Annotated in this window: 21 protein-coding genes; 1 reads left to right on the forward strand and 20 read right to left on the reverse strand. The window is 36.5% G+C overall.

All coding sequences use genetic code 11. The features are described from left to right. Positions 1–19 precede the first annotated feature (19 nt). The 12 genes from RICGR_RS06690 to RICGR_RS06745 all read right to left on the reverse strand — a co-directional run bounded on the left by RICGR_RS06690 (position 20) and on the right by RICGR_RS06745 (position 10634). Positions 20–355, reverse strand: a complete 336-nt coding sequence (locus RICGR_RS06690; RefSeq protein ID WP_006035737.1) for a TusE/DsrC/DsvC family sulfur relay protein — start codon at positions 353–355, stop codon at positions 20–22. Positions 356–590: 235 nt separating this feature from the next. After that, on the reverse strand, positions 591–1265 hold the full coding sequence (locus tag RICGR_RS06695; RefSeq protein ID WP_006034677.1) for a Bax inhibitor-1/YccA family protein: 675 nt from the start codon (positions 1263–1265) through the stop codon (positions 591–593). 79 nt (positions 1266–1344) lie between these two features. After that, on the reverse strand, positions 1345–2160 hold the full coding sequence (gene murI / locus RICGR_RS06700) for a glutamate racemase (protein ID WP_006035463.1): 816 nt from the start codon (positions 2158–2160) through the stop codon (positions 1345–1347). Positions 2161–2169: 9 nt separating this feature from the next. Beyond that, positions 2170–2958: a sulfite exporter TauE/SafE family protein gene (locus RICGR_RS06705; protein ID WP_006035494.1), complete on the reverse strand. Its 789-nt coding sequence runs from the start codon at positions 2956–2958 to the stop codon at positions 2170–2172. A 40-nt stretch (positions 2959–2998) separates the two neighbouring features. After that, the gene (locus tag RICGR_RS06710) at positions 2999–3895 is read right to left on the reverse strand and encodes a cation diffusion facilitator family transporter (RefSeq protein WP_006034841.1); all 897 of its coding nucleotides are present in this window, start codon (positions 3893–3895) and stop codon (positions 2999–3001) included. A 286-nt stretch (positions 3896–4181) separates the two neighbouring features. Then, entirely contained in the window at positions 4182–5105 is a 924-nt protein-coding gene (locus RICGR_RS06715; RefSeq protein ID WP_006035685.1) for an Rpn family recombination-promoting nuclease/putative transposase, read from the reverse strand. Positions 5106–5297: 192 nt separating this feature from the next. Then, positions 5298–5921, reverse strand: a complete 624-nt coding sequence (gene lolA, locus RICGR_RS06720) for an outer membrane lipoprotein periplasmic chaperone LolA (RefSeq protein WP_006035776.1) — start codon at positions 5919–5921, stop codon at positions 5298–5300. Beyond that, positions 5918–6592 carry a dethiobiotin synthase gene (gene bioD / locus RICGR_RS06725; RefSeq protein ID WP_006035676.1) on the reverse strand — a complete coding sequence of 225 codons (675 nt, stop codon included), beginning with the start codon at positions 6590–6592 and terminating at the stop codon, positions 5918–5920. Before bioD ends, lolA begins: the two co-directional genes overlap by 4 nt. A gap of 47 nt (positions 6593–6639) precedes the next feature. Continuing rightward, positions 6640–7509 (reverse strand): malonyl-ACP O-methyltransferase BioC, encoded by an 870-nt coding sequence (bioC, locus tag RICGR_RS06730; RefSeq protein WP_006034883.1) that lies wholly within the window; start codon positions 7507–7509, stop codon positions 6640–6642. Beyond that, complete coding sequence (locus RICGR_RS06735) at positions 7506–8666, reverse strand: aminotransferase class I/II-fold pyridoxal phosphate-dependent enzyme (RefSeq protein WP_006035018.1); 1161 nt, start codon at positions 8664–8666, stop codon at positions 7506–7508. Before RICGR_RS06735 ends, bioC begins: the two co-directional genes overlap by 4 nt. Further along, entirely contained in the window at positions 8657–9637 is a 981-nt protein-coding gene (gene bioB, locus RICGR_RS06740; protein ID WP_006035379.1) for a biotin synthase BioB, read from the reverse strand. The genes RICGR_RS06735 and bioB overlap by 10 nt, the downstream gene beginning before the upstream one ends. Before the next feature lie 73 nt (positions 9638–9710). Next, on the reverse strand, positions 9711–10634 hold the full coding sequence (locus RICGR_RS06745) for a UbiA family prenyltransferase (protein WP_006035214.1): 924 nt from the start codon (positions 10632–10634) through the stop codon (positions 9711–9713). 196 nt (positions 10635–10830) lie between these two features. Here RICGR_RS06745 and bioA point away from each other — a divergent pair, with 196 nt between their 5' ends. After that, entirely contained in the window at positions 10831–12177 is a 1347-nt protein-coding gene (bioA, locus tag RICGR_RS06750; protein WP_006035075.1) for an adenosylmethionine--8-amino-7-oxononanoate transaminase, read from the forward strand. Here bioA and RICGR_RS06755 read toward each other — a convergent pair. The 8 genes from RICGR_RS06755 to RICGR_RS06790 all read right to left on the reverse strand — a co-directional run bounded on the left by RICGR_RS06755 (position 12174) and on the right by RICGR_RS06790 (position 17360). Beyond that, positions 12174–12701, reverse strand: a complete 528-nt coding sequence (locus tag RICGR_RS06755; protein ID WP_006036005.1) for a 7-cyano-7-deazaguanine/7-aminomethyl-7-deazaguanine transporter — start codon at positions 12699–12701, stop codon at positions 12174–12176. The two genes, bioA and RICGR_RS06755, sit on opposite strands and share 4 nt — an antisense overlap. A gap of 20 nt (positions 12702–12721) precedes the next feature. Beyond that, positions 12722–13714, reverse strand: coding sequence for an RNA polymerase sigma factor RpoS (rpoS, locus tag RICGR_RS06760; RefSeq protein WP_006035564.1), 993 nt, complete (start codon positions 13712–13714; stop codon positions 12722–12724). 218 nt (positions 13715–13932) lie between these two features. Further along, positions 13933–14517 carry a YqaA family protein gene (locus RICGR_RS06765; protein WP_040615687.1) on the reverse strand — a complete coding sequence of 195 codons (585 nt, stop codon included), beginning with the start codon at positions 14515–14517 and terminating at the stop codon, positions 13933–13935. Positions 14518–14569: 52 nt separating this feature from the next. Next, entirely contained in the window at positions 14570–15334 is a 765-nt protein-coding gene (surE, locus tag RICGR_RS06770; protein ID WP_006035016.1) for a 5'/3'-nucleotidase SurE, read from the reverse strand. Between the two features lies 1 nt (position 15335). Next, on the reverse strand, positions 15336–15656 hold the full coding sequence (locus RICGR_RS06775) for a hypothetical protein (RefSeq protein ID WP_006035939.1): 321 nt from the start codon (positions 15654–15656) through the stop codon (positions 15336–15338). Positions 15657–15790: 134 nt separating this feature from the next. After that, a complete protein-coding gene (locus RICGR_RS07570) occupies positions 15791–16378 on the reverse strand; it encodes a GspH/FimT family pseudopilin (protein ID WP_006034781.1) in 588 nt (195 codons plus the stop codon). Then, complete coding sequence (locus tag RICGR_RS06785) at positions 16330–17052, reverse strand: uracil-DNA glycosylase (RefSeq protein ID WP_006035371.1); 723 nt, start codon at positions 17050–17052, stop codon at positions 16330–16332. Before RICGR_RS06785 ends, RICGR_RS07570 begins: the two co-directional genes overlap by 49 nt. Further along, positions 17049–17360 carry a putative hemolysin gene (locus RICGR_RS06790; RefSeq protein ID WP_006035362.1) on the reverse strand — a complete coding sequence of 104 codons (312 nt, stop codon included), beginning with the start codon at positions 17358–17360 and terminating at the stop codon, positions 17049–17051. The genes RICGR_RS06785 and RICGR_RS06790 overlap by 4 nt, the downstream gene beginning before the upstream one ends. Positions 17361–17408: the final 48 nt, after the last annotated feature.

Genomic DNA, 17408 nt, shown 5'->3' on the forward strand with positions numbered 1-17408 from the left:
TTCTTTGTTGAGAGAAAACCTACATACAACGCGCGGGCCTCGGCAATCCAGCTAATTTACTGGCTTGCTTCAATATTCCTTTGGGAAATAGGTTATTGAGATAAATACTGTTCCCTTTTCCAGATCCTAGTTGAATAGCTAATTGATTCACTAAAATCCTGATAGGAGGTATTTTATGGTATTGCTGATAAAAATTACGTAAAAAATAAATGACATGCCAATGATCGTCGATAAGTATTAACGCTTCATCTTTGGCTATTTTTGTTGCTATTTTTTCATGCCAATCCGCTGGGTGAACAAGATATCCAAATTGATCCGTTAAGATTTTCTCGCCATTGATCATTAAATTATTCATTTATCACCTGCTACCAACCCATGAAATACGACAACACATATTGTTAAAATAAAACTAAACGCTATTTTTTAAGCAGGTTTTTTACTTAATTAAACTCCTTAATGGATAGAATTGAGAAACATTCTTGATCGAACTAAAGAACAAACATCCAGCTAATCTCGGAAGAAATGATCAAACATAAAAAACAGCTATAAAACTTATTTATCGCCCAAATTTATAGTAACCTTCTTTTATGCTAATCTCGATTCCCACTAAACGCCCCTAGTAAATTTAATAAACTTAAAAAGATGTTATAAAGTGATACATAAAGTGTCACTGTTGCCATAATGTAATTCGTTTCTCCCCCATGGATAATTTGGCTGGTTTGTAGCAAAATTATACCCGATGACAGTAATATAAATACCGCAGACAGGGTCAGCATCAATGCAGGAATATGGAAGAAAAGTGCACCTATACTGGCTAGAAAAGCCACAATCATTCCCACCATCAGAAAACTTGCCATGAAACTAAAATCTTTCTTGGTGGTTAACGCATAAGCAGACAACGCGAAAAAGATAAGGCCCGTTGCACCCAATGACATCATAATTAATTCATGTCCATTGGTAAATCCGTGGATATAATGATTCAAAATAGGTCCCAATGTATATCCCATAAATCCAGTTAAACTAAACACGGATAACAAACCCCAAGAACTATTCCGCGTGAAGTTAGTTAAAAATAATAAGCCGAAATATCCAATCAGTGTAATCAATGGATTGAGTGGTGGCGCATTTGTAATCAATGCCAACCCCGCTGTAAATGCGCTGAAAATCAGTGTTAACCCTAAAAGAATGTAGGTATTCCGTAAGACGGTATTGGTCGCTAAAACAGATTCTAAGCTAGGATTTAATAATATTTTACTTGAAGCCATATGCCCCTCGATAATCTAAAAATTTACTAATTCTATCATAAGCTATTTTAAGCTTAAAGATGAGCCAAGTAAATCATTATTACTCCCATAAAGGGTATCTTTCCAGGCTAATCGGTGTCTTAAAAAAAAGGGAGGCGAGGGCAGAAAACGCAGGTGTGTAATCCGAGACATAAAATCTTTTTTTAGGTCCTCCGTTCGTTGAGACGGCAAGAAGTTTTCGCTCTTTTAGCCTGCTTTTAACCGCTTCTGCAACGATATCTGTTGAATCAACAATAGTGGTAGAATCACCATAAAAACGCTTAATTTGCTGCTTAATTAACGGGTAGTGCGTACATCCTAAAACCAACGCATCAAGATTACGAAGCGATGATTCTTTTAGATAGGTTTTAATCGCGTCACTCATTATTGTTTGATCCATAAAACCTTCCTCTATTAATGGTACAAGTAACGGTGTAGCCAGTGTATTTAATTGAATGTTAATGCCTAATTCATCCAATTTTTTTTTATAGATATTAGAATTAATAGTCTGTTTAGTTCCAATCAGACCAATTGTTTTATCAACATAATACCTCGCTAAATGGTCAATCATCGGATCGATCACATCCACAACCATCCGCTTATGGCCTAAATATTCTTTAACTAATTCATAGGCAACAGCCGATGCCGAATTACACGCTATCAAAATAAGCTTACAATTTTGTTTAATCAACATATCGCAAATCTTAATGGAGTAAGCCTGAATAGCGGCTGCAGACTTATCACCCCATGGAGCATGGGCTGTATCGCCAAAATAGATAATTGATTCATTCGGTAATAGCTTAGTAACCGCGTGAGCAACCGTTAAACCGCCCATACCACTATCAAATATGCCAATAGGTTGTGAATGAGAAGACATAAAAATACTTTAATAGATTAATAACGTTATACCTAATACAAAAAGAAATAAAGCAAAAAACCTTCGCAAAATATTCCCTGCAACGCGCTTCCCTAATTTAGTCCCTATCGGCACAAATAGCACACTCCCTATAGATATTCCTACTACGGCTGGCCAATATACAAATCCGAGGCTACCTACGGGAAGATTACTGGCATGCCAGCCGGTTAATGTAAACGTGATTGCGCCTAAAATTGCCAATAACAATACACACGCTGAAGAGGTTGCAATAGCGGCATGTGTTGACAATCCTAAGCGTAAAAAGACAGGGACTGCAATTGCTCCCCCACCCAAACCCAACATCCCAGAAATAATTCCTATAAAAAAACCTATATATCCCTTTTTAAAAGGAGTTAATACAATTATTTCCTTTTTTATACGAGGACTTCGATGAAAATATAATTTGAATGCGACTGAAAAGAGAAACAAACTAAATAGCAGCTTTAACGTTTTTGTTGATAATAATAATGCGAGTAAGGCACCTGTTATTATCCCGACGGTCATGCCTGGAACTAATTGCCTAAACAAATACCAATTAATAGAAAAACTGCGTTGCTGATGGTAAACCGCAATCAACGCAGTAAAAATAATAGAGGTTAAGGCTGTGCTCGTTGCCATATGCATTTGCAACGATTGAGGAATATCGGTATGTGAAAAAATGGCAAGCAATCCAGGAACTAATAGGGTACCTCCCCCAATACCCAATAGCCCGGCTAAAAACCCGGCTAATAAGCCTATCGTTATATATAATAAAAACATTTAATCCAAAAAATAGAGCGCTATTTTTGCGAAGTAAAGCTTAACAAATTAAAGACTGCGAACAAGGAAAATCTTTTTGACCTTGCTCAACTTGCAAAGTAACGTGTTGAATATGAAATTTTTCAGCTAAAACTTGATTAATTTTGAAATATTCTTCATCCGATAAATTAGTTTCGGGCATTATTAAATGTGCAGTTAATGCTGTTTCTTGCGTACTTAGCCCCCAAATATGTAAATCATGAACCTCTTGAACTCCGGGTAAATTCTTTAAATAAGTATATATCTCCTTTGAGTCTACCCCATAAGGAACTGCTCCTAAGATTAATTCTACTGAACGCCGTAACAAATTCCAACTACCCCACGTAATAATACCAACAATCAGTAATCCTACTATAGGATCTATCCATAACCACTTCGTAAAATAAATAACAGCACCTGCTAATACAACACCTAAAGCAATAAGTGCATCATAAGTTAAATGTAAAAAAGCACTTTTAATATTTAGATCAGAACAATTTTCTCTTAAAAATAACAACGCCGTACTTCCATTAAGCACCATTCCAATAAAAGCCACGATCATAATGATCATTTCATTTATTTCTTTAGGATTATAAAGCCTATTTACTGATTCATAAATAATTAATGCGGAAGTTAATACCAGCAGTAAAGCGTTGGCTAAAGCCGCCAAAATTGTTAATTTTTTATAGCCATAACTATAACGCTGCGTCGCCCGTCTTTTAATTAAAACGCTCGCTCCCCAGGACATCAATAAACCTAAAACATCCGCAAAATTATGTACTGCATCGGATAGTAAACTGACTGAATGTGCAATAAATCCATAGACAACTTCAGTGAATACAAAACCAAAATTTAATAAGACAGCAAGCGCAAAACTCACATTTAAGCGAAGTATGTGATGCTGATGATTATGTGACATAACATTAATGATAATGTTGGAAAACGAGATCAATCATCCTTGTTCAGACGATTAAGGCCACTTACTGATTTAATAATAGTCAAGGAAAACATTTTCTGCTCTAATTAAATTCTTACGTGTATTCAAATCTCTTGATAGCCGGTTAAGCTTTCTTATCTTAATTGTTGTGCAAATGTCATCATCGTGTTTTTTTTCCTCCGGGAAGGCAGTACTCAACGTTCGGACACAAGCGACTCAAGGATAGAACATAACAAGATTATTTTCTTCTCATTATTTTGACAACAGGTTAGTGTTTATTCACTAAGTTCATCACTTCTTTTTCAGATAAGCCTGTTAATCTTTGGACGGCTTTGAAGGACATACCATCACCTAGCAAATTTTTAGCAATGGCTATTGCTTCTTCATACCGACCCTGTTCTAGACCCTGTTCTAGACCTTCTTGCCTTAATTGTTGTGCAAATGTCATCATCGTGTTTTTTTCCTCTGGGAAGGCAGTACTCAACGTTTGGACAAGCTGCTCAACCGCATTGGGTGACTCATCCTGCGTTTCGTTTATCATATATTTTACCACAAACCAACGATATTCTTTTCCAAATCGGTTTAAAAGACTTTGGATAAATTCTATTCTTCGATGAAGGATAGATAAAAAATTTTTAGCTCGACTATGTTTAAGCAGCATTTCCATCAGGTATGCTGGACCGTCTTTAGCAAGTTCCTCATCTGATAAAACAGTCAAATCTATTAATGTAAAAGGTTTAAATACAATTTGTCTCGCTATTTGTAAATTTTCAAAATTATCATAGACATCCTGAGAATGGGGATAAGGTGATTTAATACCATGATAAACACAAATGGGAAGAACAATGGGTAATTTCTTGTTTCCTTGTCTACAATATTGGTCCATCGCTGAAATCGTATATTGTAATTGCCTAAAAGCCATTAATTCGACATGGGCTGTCGATTCATGTTCAAGAATAAAAAAAATGTATCCCTTTTTTTCATTGATTTGGCATTGATAAACAATATCCGAATGAATTTCACGGAATTCAGGCAAGACGAAACTTTTATCCGTTAATTGCAGCGTTTCTATATTGATTAATTTATAAATTTCAGAAGATAGCCTTGATTTAAGAAAGCTAATCGCTATGGTTTTTTTAGAGAGTGAATATTTAAACAACTTATCGTGCGCTTGATGAATGGTCATGGCCATTTCTTGTTATCCTTATTATAATGTAGTTCAAAGAAGTTTATCGAAATATATCATAAATGATAATAGTTAATCTATATCTTGAATAAGACATTTCTTCTTTATATGTATTATGCAATCAAGCCGCTCTTGTTCACTTAATTGACTTAACTTCAGGATGTTTTTTCAGGAACTAACCGATTATGAGGCGTAAACTTAATCTTTTACAATCTCGATATTTTTGTCTTTGGGTATAACAAAACGAAATGTTTGTTTAGGTAGGATGGGATTGAGTTCAATGTGAGAAAAATTTATCACGGTCTGTTGATCCAATTTATCGATTAAGTGCATTTCATATAATAGGTTATTTTTAAAAATTAACGTAATGTTTTGAAATAATGCATTTTTATTTTTGGGAAATAATGTAAATCCTTGGATAGTTTTTAAAGGCTGGATAATAAAGCGTTGCGATAAATTTTTAGAAGATTCACTGAGCAAAGCTTGAGGAGAATCAGGATCAGCTTTTGTTTGTTTTTGAACAGTTATTTGCTGTAAATTAATATCATAAAACCAAATATGCTGGCCATCTGCGATTAATAACTGTTTTGTAGGTTGATAAATTTCCCAACGAAAATGGCCGGGTCGCTGTAAGGTCATCTCTCCATTCGCTGTCTGCAAAATCTGACCTCGTGGATCGAATACGGTTTGGGTAAAATGAGCGCGGTAGGTTTGTATGTTATTTAATAACTGACTCAGCGGTTCATCGGCTAACGCGCGTTCGACGCCAAAACAAAGTAAAACGATTATAAAGAATACTTTTAATGGATTAAAAAAGTTCATACGGTATTGATCAAACGCGACCAGTCAATGTCTATATCAATTTTTTTTTCCTGATAAGGAACCAAACTAAAAAAAGGTATTTTCATCGATCGGCTTAAATATAACCCATTCTCTTCGTAAAATTGCATTTTTGGATCAATTTGATTCGCTATACAAGCGACAATCGAAATATTTCTTTTTTTTAACACTTCATAAGTCAAGAGTGCGTGATTTAAACAACCTAAACGAAGACCCACAACAAGAATGACAGGTAAATCGAATACTTGCAACAAATCGAGCATCGTTTCTTTTCTATTTAAAGGGACTGCCGCTCCTCCAAAACCTTCTATAATGTAATAATCTTTTTTTAGGTTTAATAAAGGCCCAATTTCTCCTGCAATACGAGAAACGGTCGGTTGAAGCGCCGACTGAACAACAGCAATAGGGGGAGCCGTTGCCAATCTAAAACAAAAAGGGTTCACTTGGCTATACGAAAGCGAATGTGTTGCTGCGGTTTGGAGCGCTACCGCATCCGCATTTCGCAGTCCATCCGTTGTCCATTTTGCGCCACTCGAAACGGGTTTTAAACCCACCGTCGAATAACCACGCGTTTTCAAAAAAGATAATAAATTTAAAGCGATTGTGGTTTTGCCACTATTCGTATCGGTTCCTACAATGAAAAAACCTTTCATATATTTTTATAACATTAAAAAACTAGAAAAATGATGTTCAAACACGCTTAACCACGAATAATGCTTTTCAAAGGAATCTTAATCTCATGAAGACTATTCTGCTTCGGTTTTTTTTCAATTGACCACGCATGACCGTAAATAATTTCCCAAGTGGCTGGCAATTTCCCCGTTGAGTTCCGGAAAGCTTCGTAGGCATCTAATAATTTGTTTAAACTTCCTTTTGAAGTCAGGCTACGTCGACGATCATGACTAAGATTTTGTACGCCTAGTTTTTTTAATTCTTTTAATAAATCTAAAACTTCTGAATACAATAAAGTAAAATATTCAAGATCGACCACAGAATCTAAAAAAGAAGCTTGTAATAAATGATCGCCTAGATCGTGCATATCTAAAAATAAATGCACATGCGTGTAATGATCAATAGTTTTCCAACAATCTCTTAATTCTTTTAATGTATCAGGCCCGACCATCGAAAAAAGCAATAATCCTCCCGGTTTGAGTATGCGACGAATTTCATTCAAACTCCTCTTTAAATCGTAGCTCCAATGCAACATCAAATTAGAATAGACCAATTCAAAACGATGATCATTAAAAGGTAAATATTCAGCCGTTCCATTAATCCAATGCGTATCAGACCATTGATATTTTTTTTCTTTAATTTGAGCTTGTTTTAACATCCCATTCGATTTATCAAGGCCTATTATTTTAGCCGTAGGATATAATTTCTTTAAAAGTGCTGTGAAATAGCCTGTCCCGCAACCTAAATCTAATACGGTTTGTGGCTGTAAACGAATTCCTCTCAAACGATCGAGCAACGCTTCTCCTACCCGTTGTTGTAGTATAGCGACTTCATCATACGTTTTTGCCGCTTTATTAAAACGACAAGCGATTTGGATCTCATCTAACGTGTTTATCATTTATTTTTTATCATTTTTAATCCCAGCGCTATTTGTTTTAACAGCCGATTAATTTCACTTTTAGAGTGTAATATACTCAAATTAATTCGTAAACGAGACGTCTTTTCAGCAACCGTGGGGGGGCGGATTGCGTGAACTAAAAAGCCTTTTTGCAATAAATAGGCAGATAGCGCCATGGTTTGTTTCGTATCTTTCACTAAAATCGGTTGTATGGGGGTATTAGACGGTAATAATGGCAATTCTAATTGTTTTGCCACTTGTTTAAACGTATGAATTAAATCCCACAATTTTTCTCTCCGCCACGTTTCTTTTTGCAATAACAATAAGCTCGTATAGGCCGCCTTCACGAAAGCGGCGGGTAACGCTGTGGTATACATATAAGGTCGTGCAAATTGAATCAGATTCTCTATAATGGCTGCGTTCGAGGCTACAAATCCACCAAAACATCCAAATGCTTTACCAAACCCTCCGGATAAAATATCGGGTTTACAGCCAAAGTGTTCACACGTCCCTGCGCCGTTTTCCCCTAATACCCCTATACCATGGGCATCATCAACGAGCAAGAGGGATGAAAAATGTTGGGCTATTTCAATTAAAGCGGGTAGGGGAGCAATATCCCCATCCATGCTAAATACACCATCGGTCATAATAAATTTGTATGGAGCAGAAGACTGTGTGAGGTGTTTTTTTAAGCTAGCCAGATTATTATGCTTATAACGTTTCAATAGGGCATCACTTAATTTTGCTCCATCCAGTAAAGAAGCGTGGCTTAATTTGTCTGCAAATAATGCGGTTCCTCGCTGTAATAAGCCGCCTAATAAACCTAAATTAGCCATATACCCTGTAGAAAATACAAGCACTTTAGGAAAATTAAGAAATTCAGCTAACGCCAATTCGAGTTCCTGATGGAATCGATTATAGGCGCCAAGAAGATAAGATGAACCGCTACCGACCCCAAAATCATCGACAGCTTGTTTAAACGCTTTTATTACCGCGGAATGTTGAGCTAAACCTAAATAATCATTCGAAGAAAAAAAACTAACGTATTTCTGTTGATAACACCGCTGCATTCCGTGTTGTCTTTGTAAAACTTGACGTTCTCTCAATAAACCTTTTTCTTTATGTTGTGATAATAATTTCTGGAAAATCAAAGACATGTTTGCAATTGGGTATCAAACAAAACCGGTTCTAAACCTAATTTTTTTAATAATGTAATATCCTGCTGAGGAGAAACATTTTCTGTCGTTAATAATTTTTCACCATAATGGAGAGAATTCGCCCCTGCGAAAAAACATAATGTTTGTGCTTCTTCACTTAAGCTATCCCGACCTGCCGATAAACGAATCATACTACGTGGTAACATAATACGCGCAACAGCAATGACGCGTATAAATTCAATCGTGTCAATAGGCGATTTGTGGGCTAACGGGGTTCCGGGAATAGGAATTAATTTATTTAATGTCACACTTTTAGGTTGCTCCGGTAAATTAGCCAATTGTTGGAGAAGACCCACGCGATCATCTTGTGTTTCCCCCATGCCCAAAATTCCTCCACAACAGACCTTTATCCCTGCCTCTCGAACGCGTGATAACGTTTCTAAACGTTCTTGATAGGTTCGTGTTGAAATAATGGTCTCATAATATTCGGGAGAGGTATCTAAATTGTGATTATAATAATCTAAACCAACCTCAGATAATTGCTTTGCTTGTTCTTTATTTAACATACCTAATGTAGCGCAAGCCTCTAAGTCAAGGGCTTTGATTGCGACGATCATTTCGAGAATATTCATAAACGCTTTTTTAGGGGGACTACGCCATGCAGCGGCAATACAAAATCGACCTACTCCTTTTTCTTTTGCTTTTTTTGCGGCCTTTTTTACTTCTTCTAGCGACATTAAAGGCTCTTTTTTCAAGCCGGTATTATAATGTCCGCTCTGGGGACAATAGGCGCAATCCTCGGGGCATAAACCGGTTTTAATATTCAGTAAGCTACTCACCTGGATTGCGTTAGACTGAAAAGATTGACGGTGAATGGTCTGTGCTTGATAAATTAAATCGTTGAAAGGAGACTGGAAAAGAATACGAATTTGATCAGAGGTCCAATCATGGCGGATTACAAAATTCGACATAATAATTTCTTACATCATAAAATTGCCAACATAAAGTGAATAGCCATTATTGTCAACTTTTCCCTAAACGCCCTTAATGAGGGAAATGAAACCCCGTGGCTAATACGGTCATGAATACAATGACGATTAAAAAAATCCAACTCAAACGATCCTTTACTGTAATCACAACGGGATCATCATCTATTTTTCCTTCTCGTGCTAATTGCCACATATGATGAAGCCACATAAAAAGACAAGGACAAATGAACCATAATAATAATGGACTCGAATAAAAAAACTGTGCTTTTGGTGAATAAATATAAAAAATAAAAATCAAAATGGATAAAATTCCGCTACTCCGTCCCAACACAGCCAAACGGGTTTTATCGTTTAATTGGTAAGCACGTCCTGGTATTGAAAATTTATTTTTTAGTCCTAAAAGAGCAAGCTCTGCATAACGCTTCAGTAACGCTAAACTGAAAAATAAAGATAAAACAAAAAAAATCAGCCACCATGAAAATCCATTTTTAATCAACGTCATCCCTGCAAATACACGTAATGAATATAAACTCGCCAATAAAAAAGCATCTATCCATTTTATTTTTTTAATAAAAAAAGTATAGATTAATGTCAAACTATAATAACTTAAAGCAGTCATTAAAAAACGATAAGGTAAAAAAATTGAAAAACTCAATGCGATTAAAGCGAATAAAGGTGAAAAAATATAGCCTACGTTAAGTGGTAATGTACCGGAAGCAAAAGGTCTTTTTTGTTTTTTTATATCCTGCTGATCCGTTTTTAAATCAGCTAGATCATTGATTAAATAAGCACTCGAAGCAAACAAACAAAAAACGATACTCCCTAAAAATACATTTCCTATCGCAATCGTATTAAAATATTGATGCCCTACCAGAAGAGGAATAAATAATAAACCATTTTTTATGGCATGATAGGGTCTTATCGCTTTGAAGCAGGCGCTTATTTTACTGTTTTTTTTACTATTAATTTTTTTGCTCAAAATTTTTGTTTTTTAAATAGAATGTATCCCAATAAAAATAGATTTTTACACTTCATGGATAAATAAAAATTGGCTCTCGCCCCAATGGATTAACGCGTTTTAATCGATGAATGCCTTTCCATTTCCAATGCATATGAATTAAAACGTACATTTTTAGCCATTTTTGTGATTAACTGTTTCTTTTTTACCCTATTTTATGAATCTAATCAATCGCGACTTACAATGTATTTGGCATCCGTGCTCTCAAATGAAGGATTATGAAACGTTCCCGCCTTTAATAATCAAAAAAGCCTATGGTTCTTATATAGAGCTTAAAGAGGGTAGGAAAATAATAGACGCTATCTCAAGTTGGTGGTGTAAGTCATTAGGTCATAACCATCCCCGCTTAAAATCAGCACTTAAAGCGCAATGTGATGACTTCGAGCATGTCATATTTGCCAATTCTACGTATGAGATTATCATCCAACTGTCTGAAAAATTAAGCCAAATTTGCCAAGGTTTAAACAAAGTATTTTATGCCAACGAAGGTTCTTCAGCGGTTGAAATTGCGCTAAAAATGAGTCTACATGCGCAACGATTATGCGGTCAAACTCAACGTATTCAATTTACAGCATTACAAAATGGCTACCATGGTGAAACGTTTATGGCATTAGGCCTCAGTGATCTTGGTCTTTATCGTAGCGCTTATGAAGCCCATTTAATACAACCAAAATTTATACAAAACCTCCCTTATGTCCATTCTACGACTGATCCACTCTGGCGCGATTGTTCAAGTGTCTGGCCATCTATTGAGGAACAGCTTGAAAAACAAGCCAAAAATTTAGCGGCTATTATTGTCGAGCCGATAGTCCAGGGGGCTGGGGGCATGAAAATCTACAGTCAAGATTTTCTTTATCGGTTAAGAAAATGGACCAAAGCACACGGTATTTATTTAATTGCCGACGAAATAATGACAGGACTCGGTAGAACCGGTCGAATTTTAGCCTGTGAATATGCAAAAATAAAACCTGATTTTATCTGTTTAAGCAAAGGACTCACCTCCGGTTGGTTGCCGATGAGTGTCGTACTCACACACGATAGAATTTATAATTTATTTTACGATGATTACAATACTGGAAAAAGTTTTTTGCATTCTCACACATTCAGCGGCAATGCGTTAGCCGCTGCTATCGCTTTAGAATGCTTCGCTATCTTAGAAGATGAAAAAATAATAAAACAGGTCAATGAAAAAGAAATTATTTTAAGGAAATTCATGGAAGAAGTGAATCAAAAAACTCATCGTTTAGTGAATATCCGGGGCATTGGCGCCATCGTCGCTGCCGATTTAGCATTAAAAGAAAATGAAAAAAACCAACGCATAGGCTATCGAATTTTCCAGCATGCCTTAGATTTAGGCGCATGGCTTCGCCCTTTAGGAAACACAATCTACTGGCTTCCTCCTTTGAATATAACCCTATCGACCCTTGAGGAATTAAGGGACATTACTACACTTTCTATAAAACGAGTATTTAATAAAAAAATAGATCTTAAAATTAAAAATTAACGCTGATTAATGGCAACCATTGTTAGATGAGTTAAACGACGTCTTTCTCGATTTCGCCAGGCATACCAAACAATGAATACCCCTATAATTTTAGCCAGTGATAAAATCATGACAGCAAGCCCATTTAATTGATGAACAATCCACAAAAATACGCTGCTATCGATAGGCGCACTTAAGGTCGCAGACCACAGTATACGTTGTGACAAAGCGCGTTTCGTAAACGTATACACCGACCAATCCATCAACTCCGCAATTAAAAACGCACTCATACTCGCAATTGCTAAAGTCTTACTGGCTAAAAAGTAGCTGATTAAACTACCCACAAACATGGTCAAAATAACTTTATGTTCTATTTCCCGCTGAGCAAAATCTCTTAACACATAAACGATTCCCACCGTCCAATCCATTGGAGAAATTTCGGTGTTCATCACTTGCATTAACGGAACATACGCAAATAATGTATTCACAAGGACGATTAAACTAACGTAAGCCACATTATATTTGTAATTCAATAAACCTTTCATATTTCTTCGTTTTTTAAAAATTAATCGTAGAGTAAATTGGAAAAAAATCCTTGTTTTTCCATTATTTTTCGTAATGTTTTCAAGCCTTCCACCTGAATTTGGCGAACGCGCTCTCGTGTTAAACCAATCACTTCACCCACTTCTTCAAGGGTCATGCGATCACAACCTAATAAACCATAGCGCCGGGCAATCACTTCTCGTTGATTCGTGGATAATTGTTTAAGCCAGCCCTCTAAACGTTTACGCAAATTTTCACCTTCTAAAATATGTTCAGGATCATTTTCGCGATTATCGGACAAGGTTTCAAGCAAAGGTTTATCTGCCTCGCTGCTCGCAGGTGCATCAACAGACGTAATATGCTCATTCAATCCGAGCATTCGTTCCACTTCTTCAAAAGGTCTATCAAGCCATTTAGCAATTTCATCTGAAGTGGGTTTATGATCCAATTTTTGAGTCAATTCTCTTGCGGCTTGTAAATAAACATTAAGCTCTTTCACCACATGGATCGGTAAACGAACCGTTCGTGCTTGGTTCATAATGGCCCGTTCAATGGCTTGGCGCACCCACCACGTTGCATACGTCGAAAAACGAAAGCCTCTTTCCGGATCGAATTTTTCTACGGCATGCATTAAACCTAAATTACCTTCTTCTATCAAATCCAAAAATTGTAATCCACGATTATTATAATGTCTGGCTATTTTTACAACTAAACGTAAATTACTTTCTATCATTCGTTTTCGAGCATCTTGATCCCCTTTTGCAATGAGTCGTGCGTAATAAACTTCTTCTTCAGCGGATAATAAAGGAGAAAAACCTATTTCATTTAAATACAACTGCGTAGCACCTAATGTCTCATCACGTCTCACATATTTGTGAGGTGTTGAGATTTCATTTTCATTTAGTTCACGATGCGCTAAAATTTTTTCTTTATTTTCAAAAACGCATTCAGATACTGGATGATTTTTCTGTTTTCTACTTCCTTTCTTTTTAAATGCATTCCCTTTTTTTCCCATAGATGAACTCTCCCTAAGTTAATTAATTGAGATATTTAAGCAATGTGTTACGCGCTATTTTTAGTGTAATTAAGCGTCTATATATTAGAATCAGAATGAATTGAAAATTTTTTTATCGACGATATAAGTACAACTGCCAAACAATCCCGTTGAGCATCGAATAGGTTATTTTTAATTATGAAATTAAATAGAAAACGTTTATACGATTGGTTCCTTCCCTAACTCCATCGTTTAAGAAAAGCGAAAATAACAACTGCCAGTAATAATACACACCCCACGAACCGGCCAATATAACCCCGTAATAATTTATCAAGATGAGTGCCGCCACAACGCATTAAAAAAGCAACGATAAAAAACCGACCACCACGACCCACCCATGACCCCAAGATAAAGGGTAATAATGCAACATGCAAGGCCCCGGCCGCTATCGTAAATAACTTATAAGGAATCGGTGTAAACCCTACCAAAAAAAGTATCCAAAAATTCCAGTGGTTAAATCCTTGTTCAATTTGTTGATAAAATTTTTCATATCCAAATTGTAAAATATAGGGATGTATCCAATCAAATGCGATATTTCCTATCCAATAACCCAACAATCCTCCCAAAACGGAAGCAACGGTCGTCAAAAACGCATATCGCCACGCATATTCAGGTTTAGCTAAAGACATGGGCGCTAACATAACATCGGGTGGGATAGGAAAAAATGAAGACTCGGCAAAACTTAAAATGAATAGATAATAAGGGGCACATTTATGCTGAGCCAATGCAAGCATTTTGTCATAACGCTTTGAAAAATACTTCATGGCTTGAACCTTTTCAACTAAAAATACCGATAAAGTTTTACAAAAAAACAATTTAAAGCTTAGCGTCCCTATTCGCAATCCAATTTTCAATTTGACTTCGCACAGTATGATGCGTTAAATCGAGCTGTAACGGTGTAATACTTACTTGCTGTTGACTCAGTGCATAAAAATCGGTGCCTTTTCCCGCATCATTTTCTTTTCCCGAACTTCCTATCCAATAAATAGTATGTCCTCTTGGATCTTTACTCGGACGCATTCTATCTGCGTTATGTCGTGTCCCTAAACGCGTCACTTCATACCCTTTTAAATCGTCAAATGCAACGTCAGGAATATTTACATTCAAAATAGTTTTAGATGGAATCGGTTTTTCATGCAAAAGAGTGACCAGTCTTTTTGCAACCTCTGCTGCTGTAGAATAATACATCGGTTCGTTTCCAGTGATTGAAAACGCAATCGCGGGTAACCCTAAAAAACGACCTTCCATCGCAGCCGCCACAGTCCCGGAATAAAAAACATCTTCGCCTAAATTAGCGCCGGCATTAATCCCTGATACAACCATATCCGGCAATTTATCGTCAGTCAGTAAGCCCGTTAACGCAAGATGAACGCAATCGGTCGGTGTTCCTTGAACACTAATCATCCCTTTATCTAAATATCTTAATCGTAACGGTTGCTGCAAAGTCAGCGAATTACTGGCCCCGCTGCGATCCCTATCCGGAGCAACGACAGTCACTTCTGCAATTTGGCTTAAAGCCTTCGCTAAAATAGATAGACCCGGTGCATGTACACCATCGTCATTGCTGATGAGAACCTTCATGTTAAATCACTCTTGAAACTAAAAGCGCACTTTCAGAAAATTTGGTCAATAGCGGCAATACAACCAACACTACGCCAAAGACCAACAACGTTATAGGCCGACTCAAGGGAACCTGAGAAGGATTATCTCGATAATTTTTATATTGGATAAGCGAACCAAAGAGTAAAGCTATTCCAATCACTAAACTCATATTATAAAGCGCATGGGTTAATAGGGACATCGGTAACAATAATTTATCCGATAAATCACCCAGCGAACCTGGAATTAAGCTAAAGGCATTCCTTGAAAATAAAAGTAAAACCGATGAAACAATTTTTTTCATAGCATTTTATACGTGTCCAAAATTCAAATGGGTCATTCTTAACGGAAGATACGAATTTTTTTAATGGATTGCAAGAAAAAAGAAATGGGGATTATTTATAATTTTAAGCTTATATTAAAAATGATGGCCTTTTTTTAATTGCAATCCCTCTCTTGAGCGTTTTCTTTATCTATTCTTTTTCTTCCTGTCTGACTAATCTGAATAAGCCAGACCATTTTTTTGGATAATGAATGAATACACACAATAAAACTCCCATTTTGACTCATAGAACCATCCGGATACAGTTGCAAATAATCATCCGATCGAAACCCATGCCATTCTAAAAACTCATTTCCTGATAATGCTGGATAAACATGTAATAATTCCTTATTTTGAAACGATGTTGTTGAATGGTTAACAAAGACTATCCAGCCCTCTCTCCACGTACCGGAGCAAGTTTGGCCATCTTTACTTTTACATAATGTAATCACATTCTGTCGTCTAATGGCCTCATTTTGTGCGTAATCCAATGTGGAATTCATTCGTTCCGTTAAAATAAATAAACGCAACCCTACGATTAAAGAATTAAAAATCGGAAAAGCGAGTCCTAATAAAATACTACTGATAACCAACGTAAATAATATCTCGATGAAACTAAAACCCCATTGAGATAAATAATTTTTATCACCGCGACTTATACCGCTTGTTCGATCACTTCCCCATCGAGTTGTTTTTTTACGCATCGCATATCCTGCCAAGCTTTACGCTTTTCACGCGGAGAACGAAGTAAGTAAGCCGGATGATACGTGACTAGCAAAGGAATTTTTCTCTCTCCAAAATAAAACAAATTCCCTCGTAAACGAGCCATCGTGGACTCTGTTGATAGTAAATAATGCGCCGCAATTCGTCCTACCGCTAAAATTAACTTGGGTTTAATTAAATTGATTTGTCTCAATAAATAAGGGGTGCATGCGCTGACTTCTTCCAGAGAGGGATCCCGATTATTCGGTGGGCGCGATTTTAAAATATTAGCAATATAATAGTCTTCACGCTTAAAACCAATCGAAGACAACATATTTGTTAATAATTGTCCCCCTCGTCCCACAAAAGGTTCCCCTTGTTTATCTTCGTGTGCACCCGGCGCTTCACCCACCACCAATAAATCGGCATGAGGATTTCCTACACCAAAAACAGGATTACTTCGCGTTTTATAAAGATCACACGCTTTGCAGTGATTAACGGCTAATTTTAATTCCTGCCAATTCATTGTGGAAATTTTTTGCTGACGAGTCATTGGTTTTTCAGACATATCCTCATCCTTAACGCGTGCTTCAGAACCGCAAGACGCGCACTCTCGTGAGATCCAAAGCGGAATTTTCATTTTTTTTAAATAATGTCTCTTTTGTTTATCGATCATTTTTTCTCTGCTTTACACAAATAAATAATCAAATTTTTATTGGGTAATTGTGCAAAACAGTAGTGGGTTCCCCTTCTTTTTTCAGGGAGATAGAATTGGCTTCGTTTACAAACCCCTCTCAAATAACTCCATTCTCCACAATAACTTTTATCACGAAATACACAAATCCCCCTACTGGACAGTATCCCCAATTCTGATCGTCCGCCATGATTCTCGCAATACACAGAAGCGGGATTCGGCATTGAAAAAGCTGGGGATTGGATTAAACATAAAGGAACGATAAGCCATGCAATTAAACTCTTTTTCATAATACATCCTAATTTATATGAGAATAAGTAAATAGTTTATCAGAAATT

The sequence above is a fragment of the Rickettsiella grylli genome, assembly GCF_000168295.1.
In the GTDB taxonomy this organism is placed as follows: domain Bacteria; phylum Pseudomonadota; class Gammaproteobacteria; order Diplorickettsiales; family Diplorickettsiaceae; genus Aquirickettsiella; species Aquirickettsiella grylli.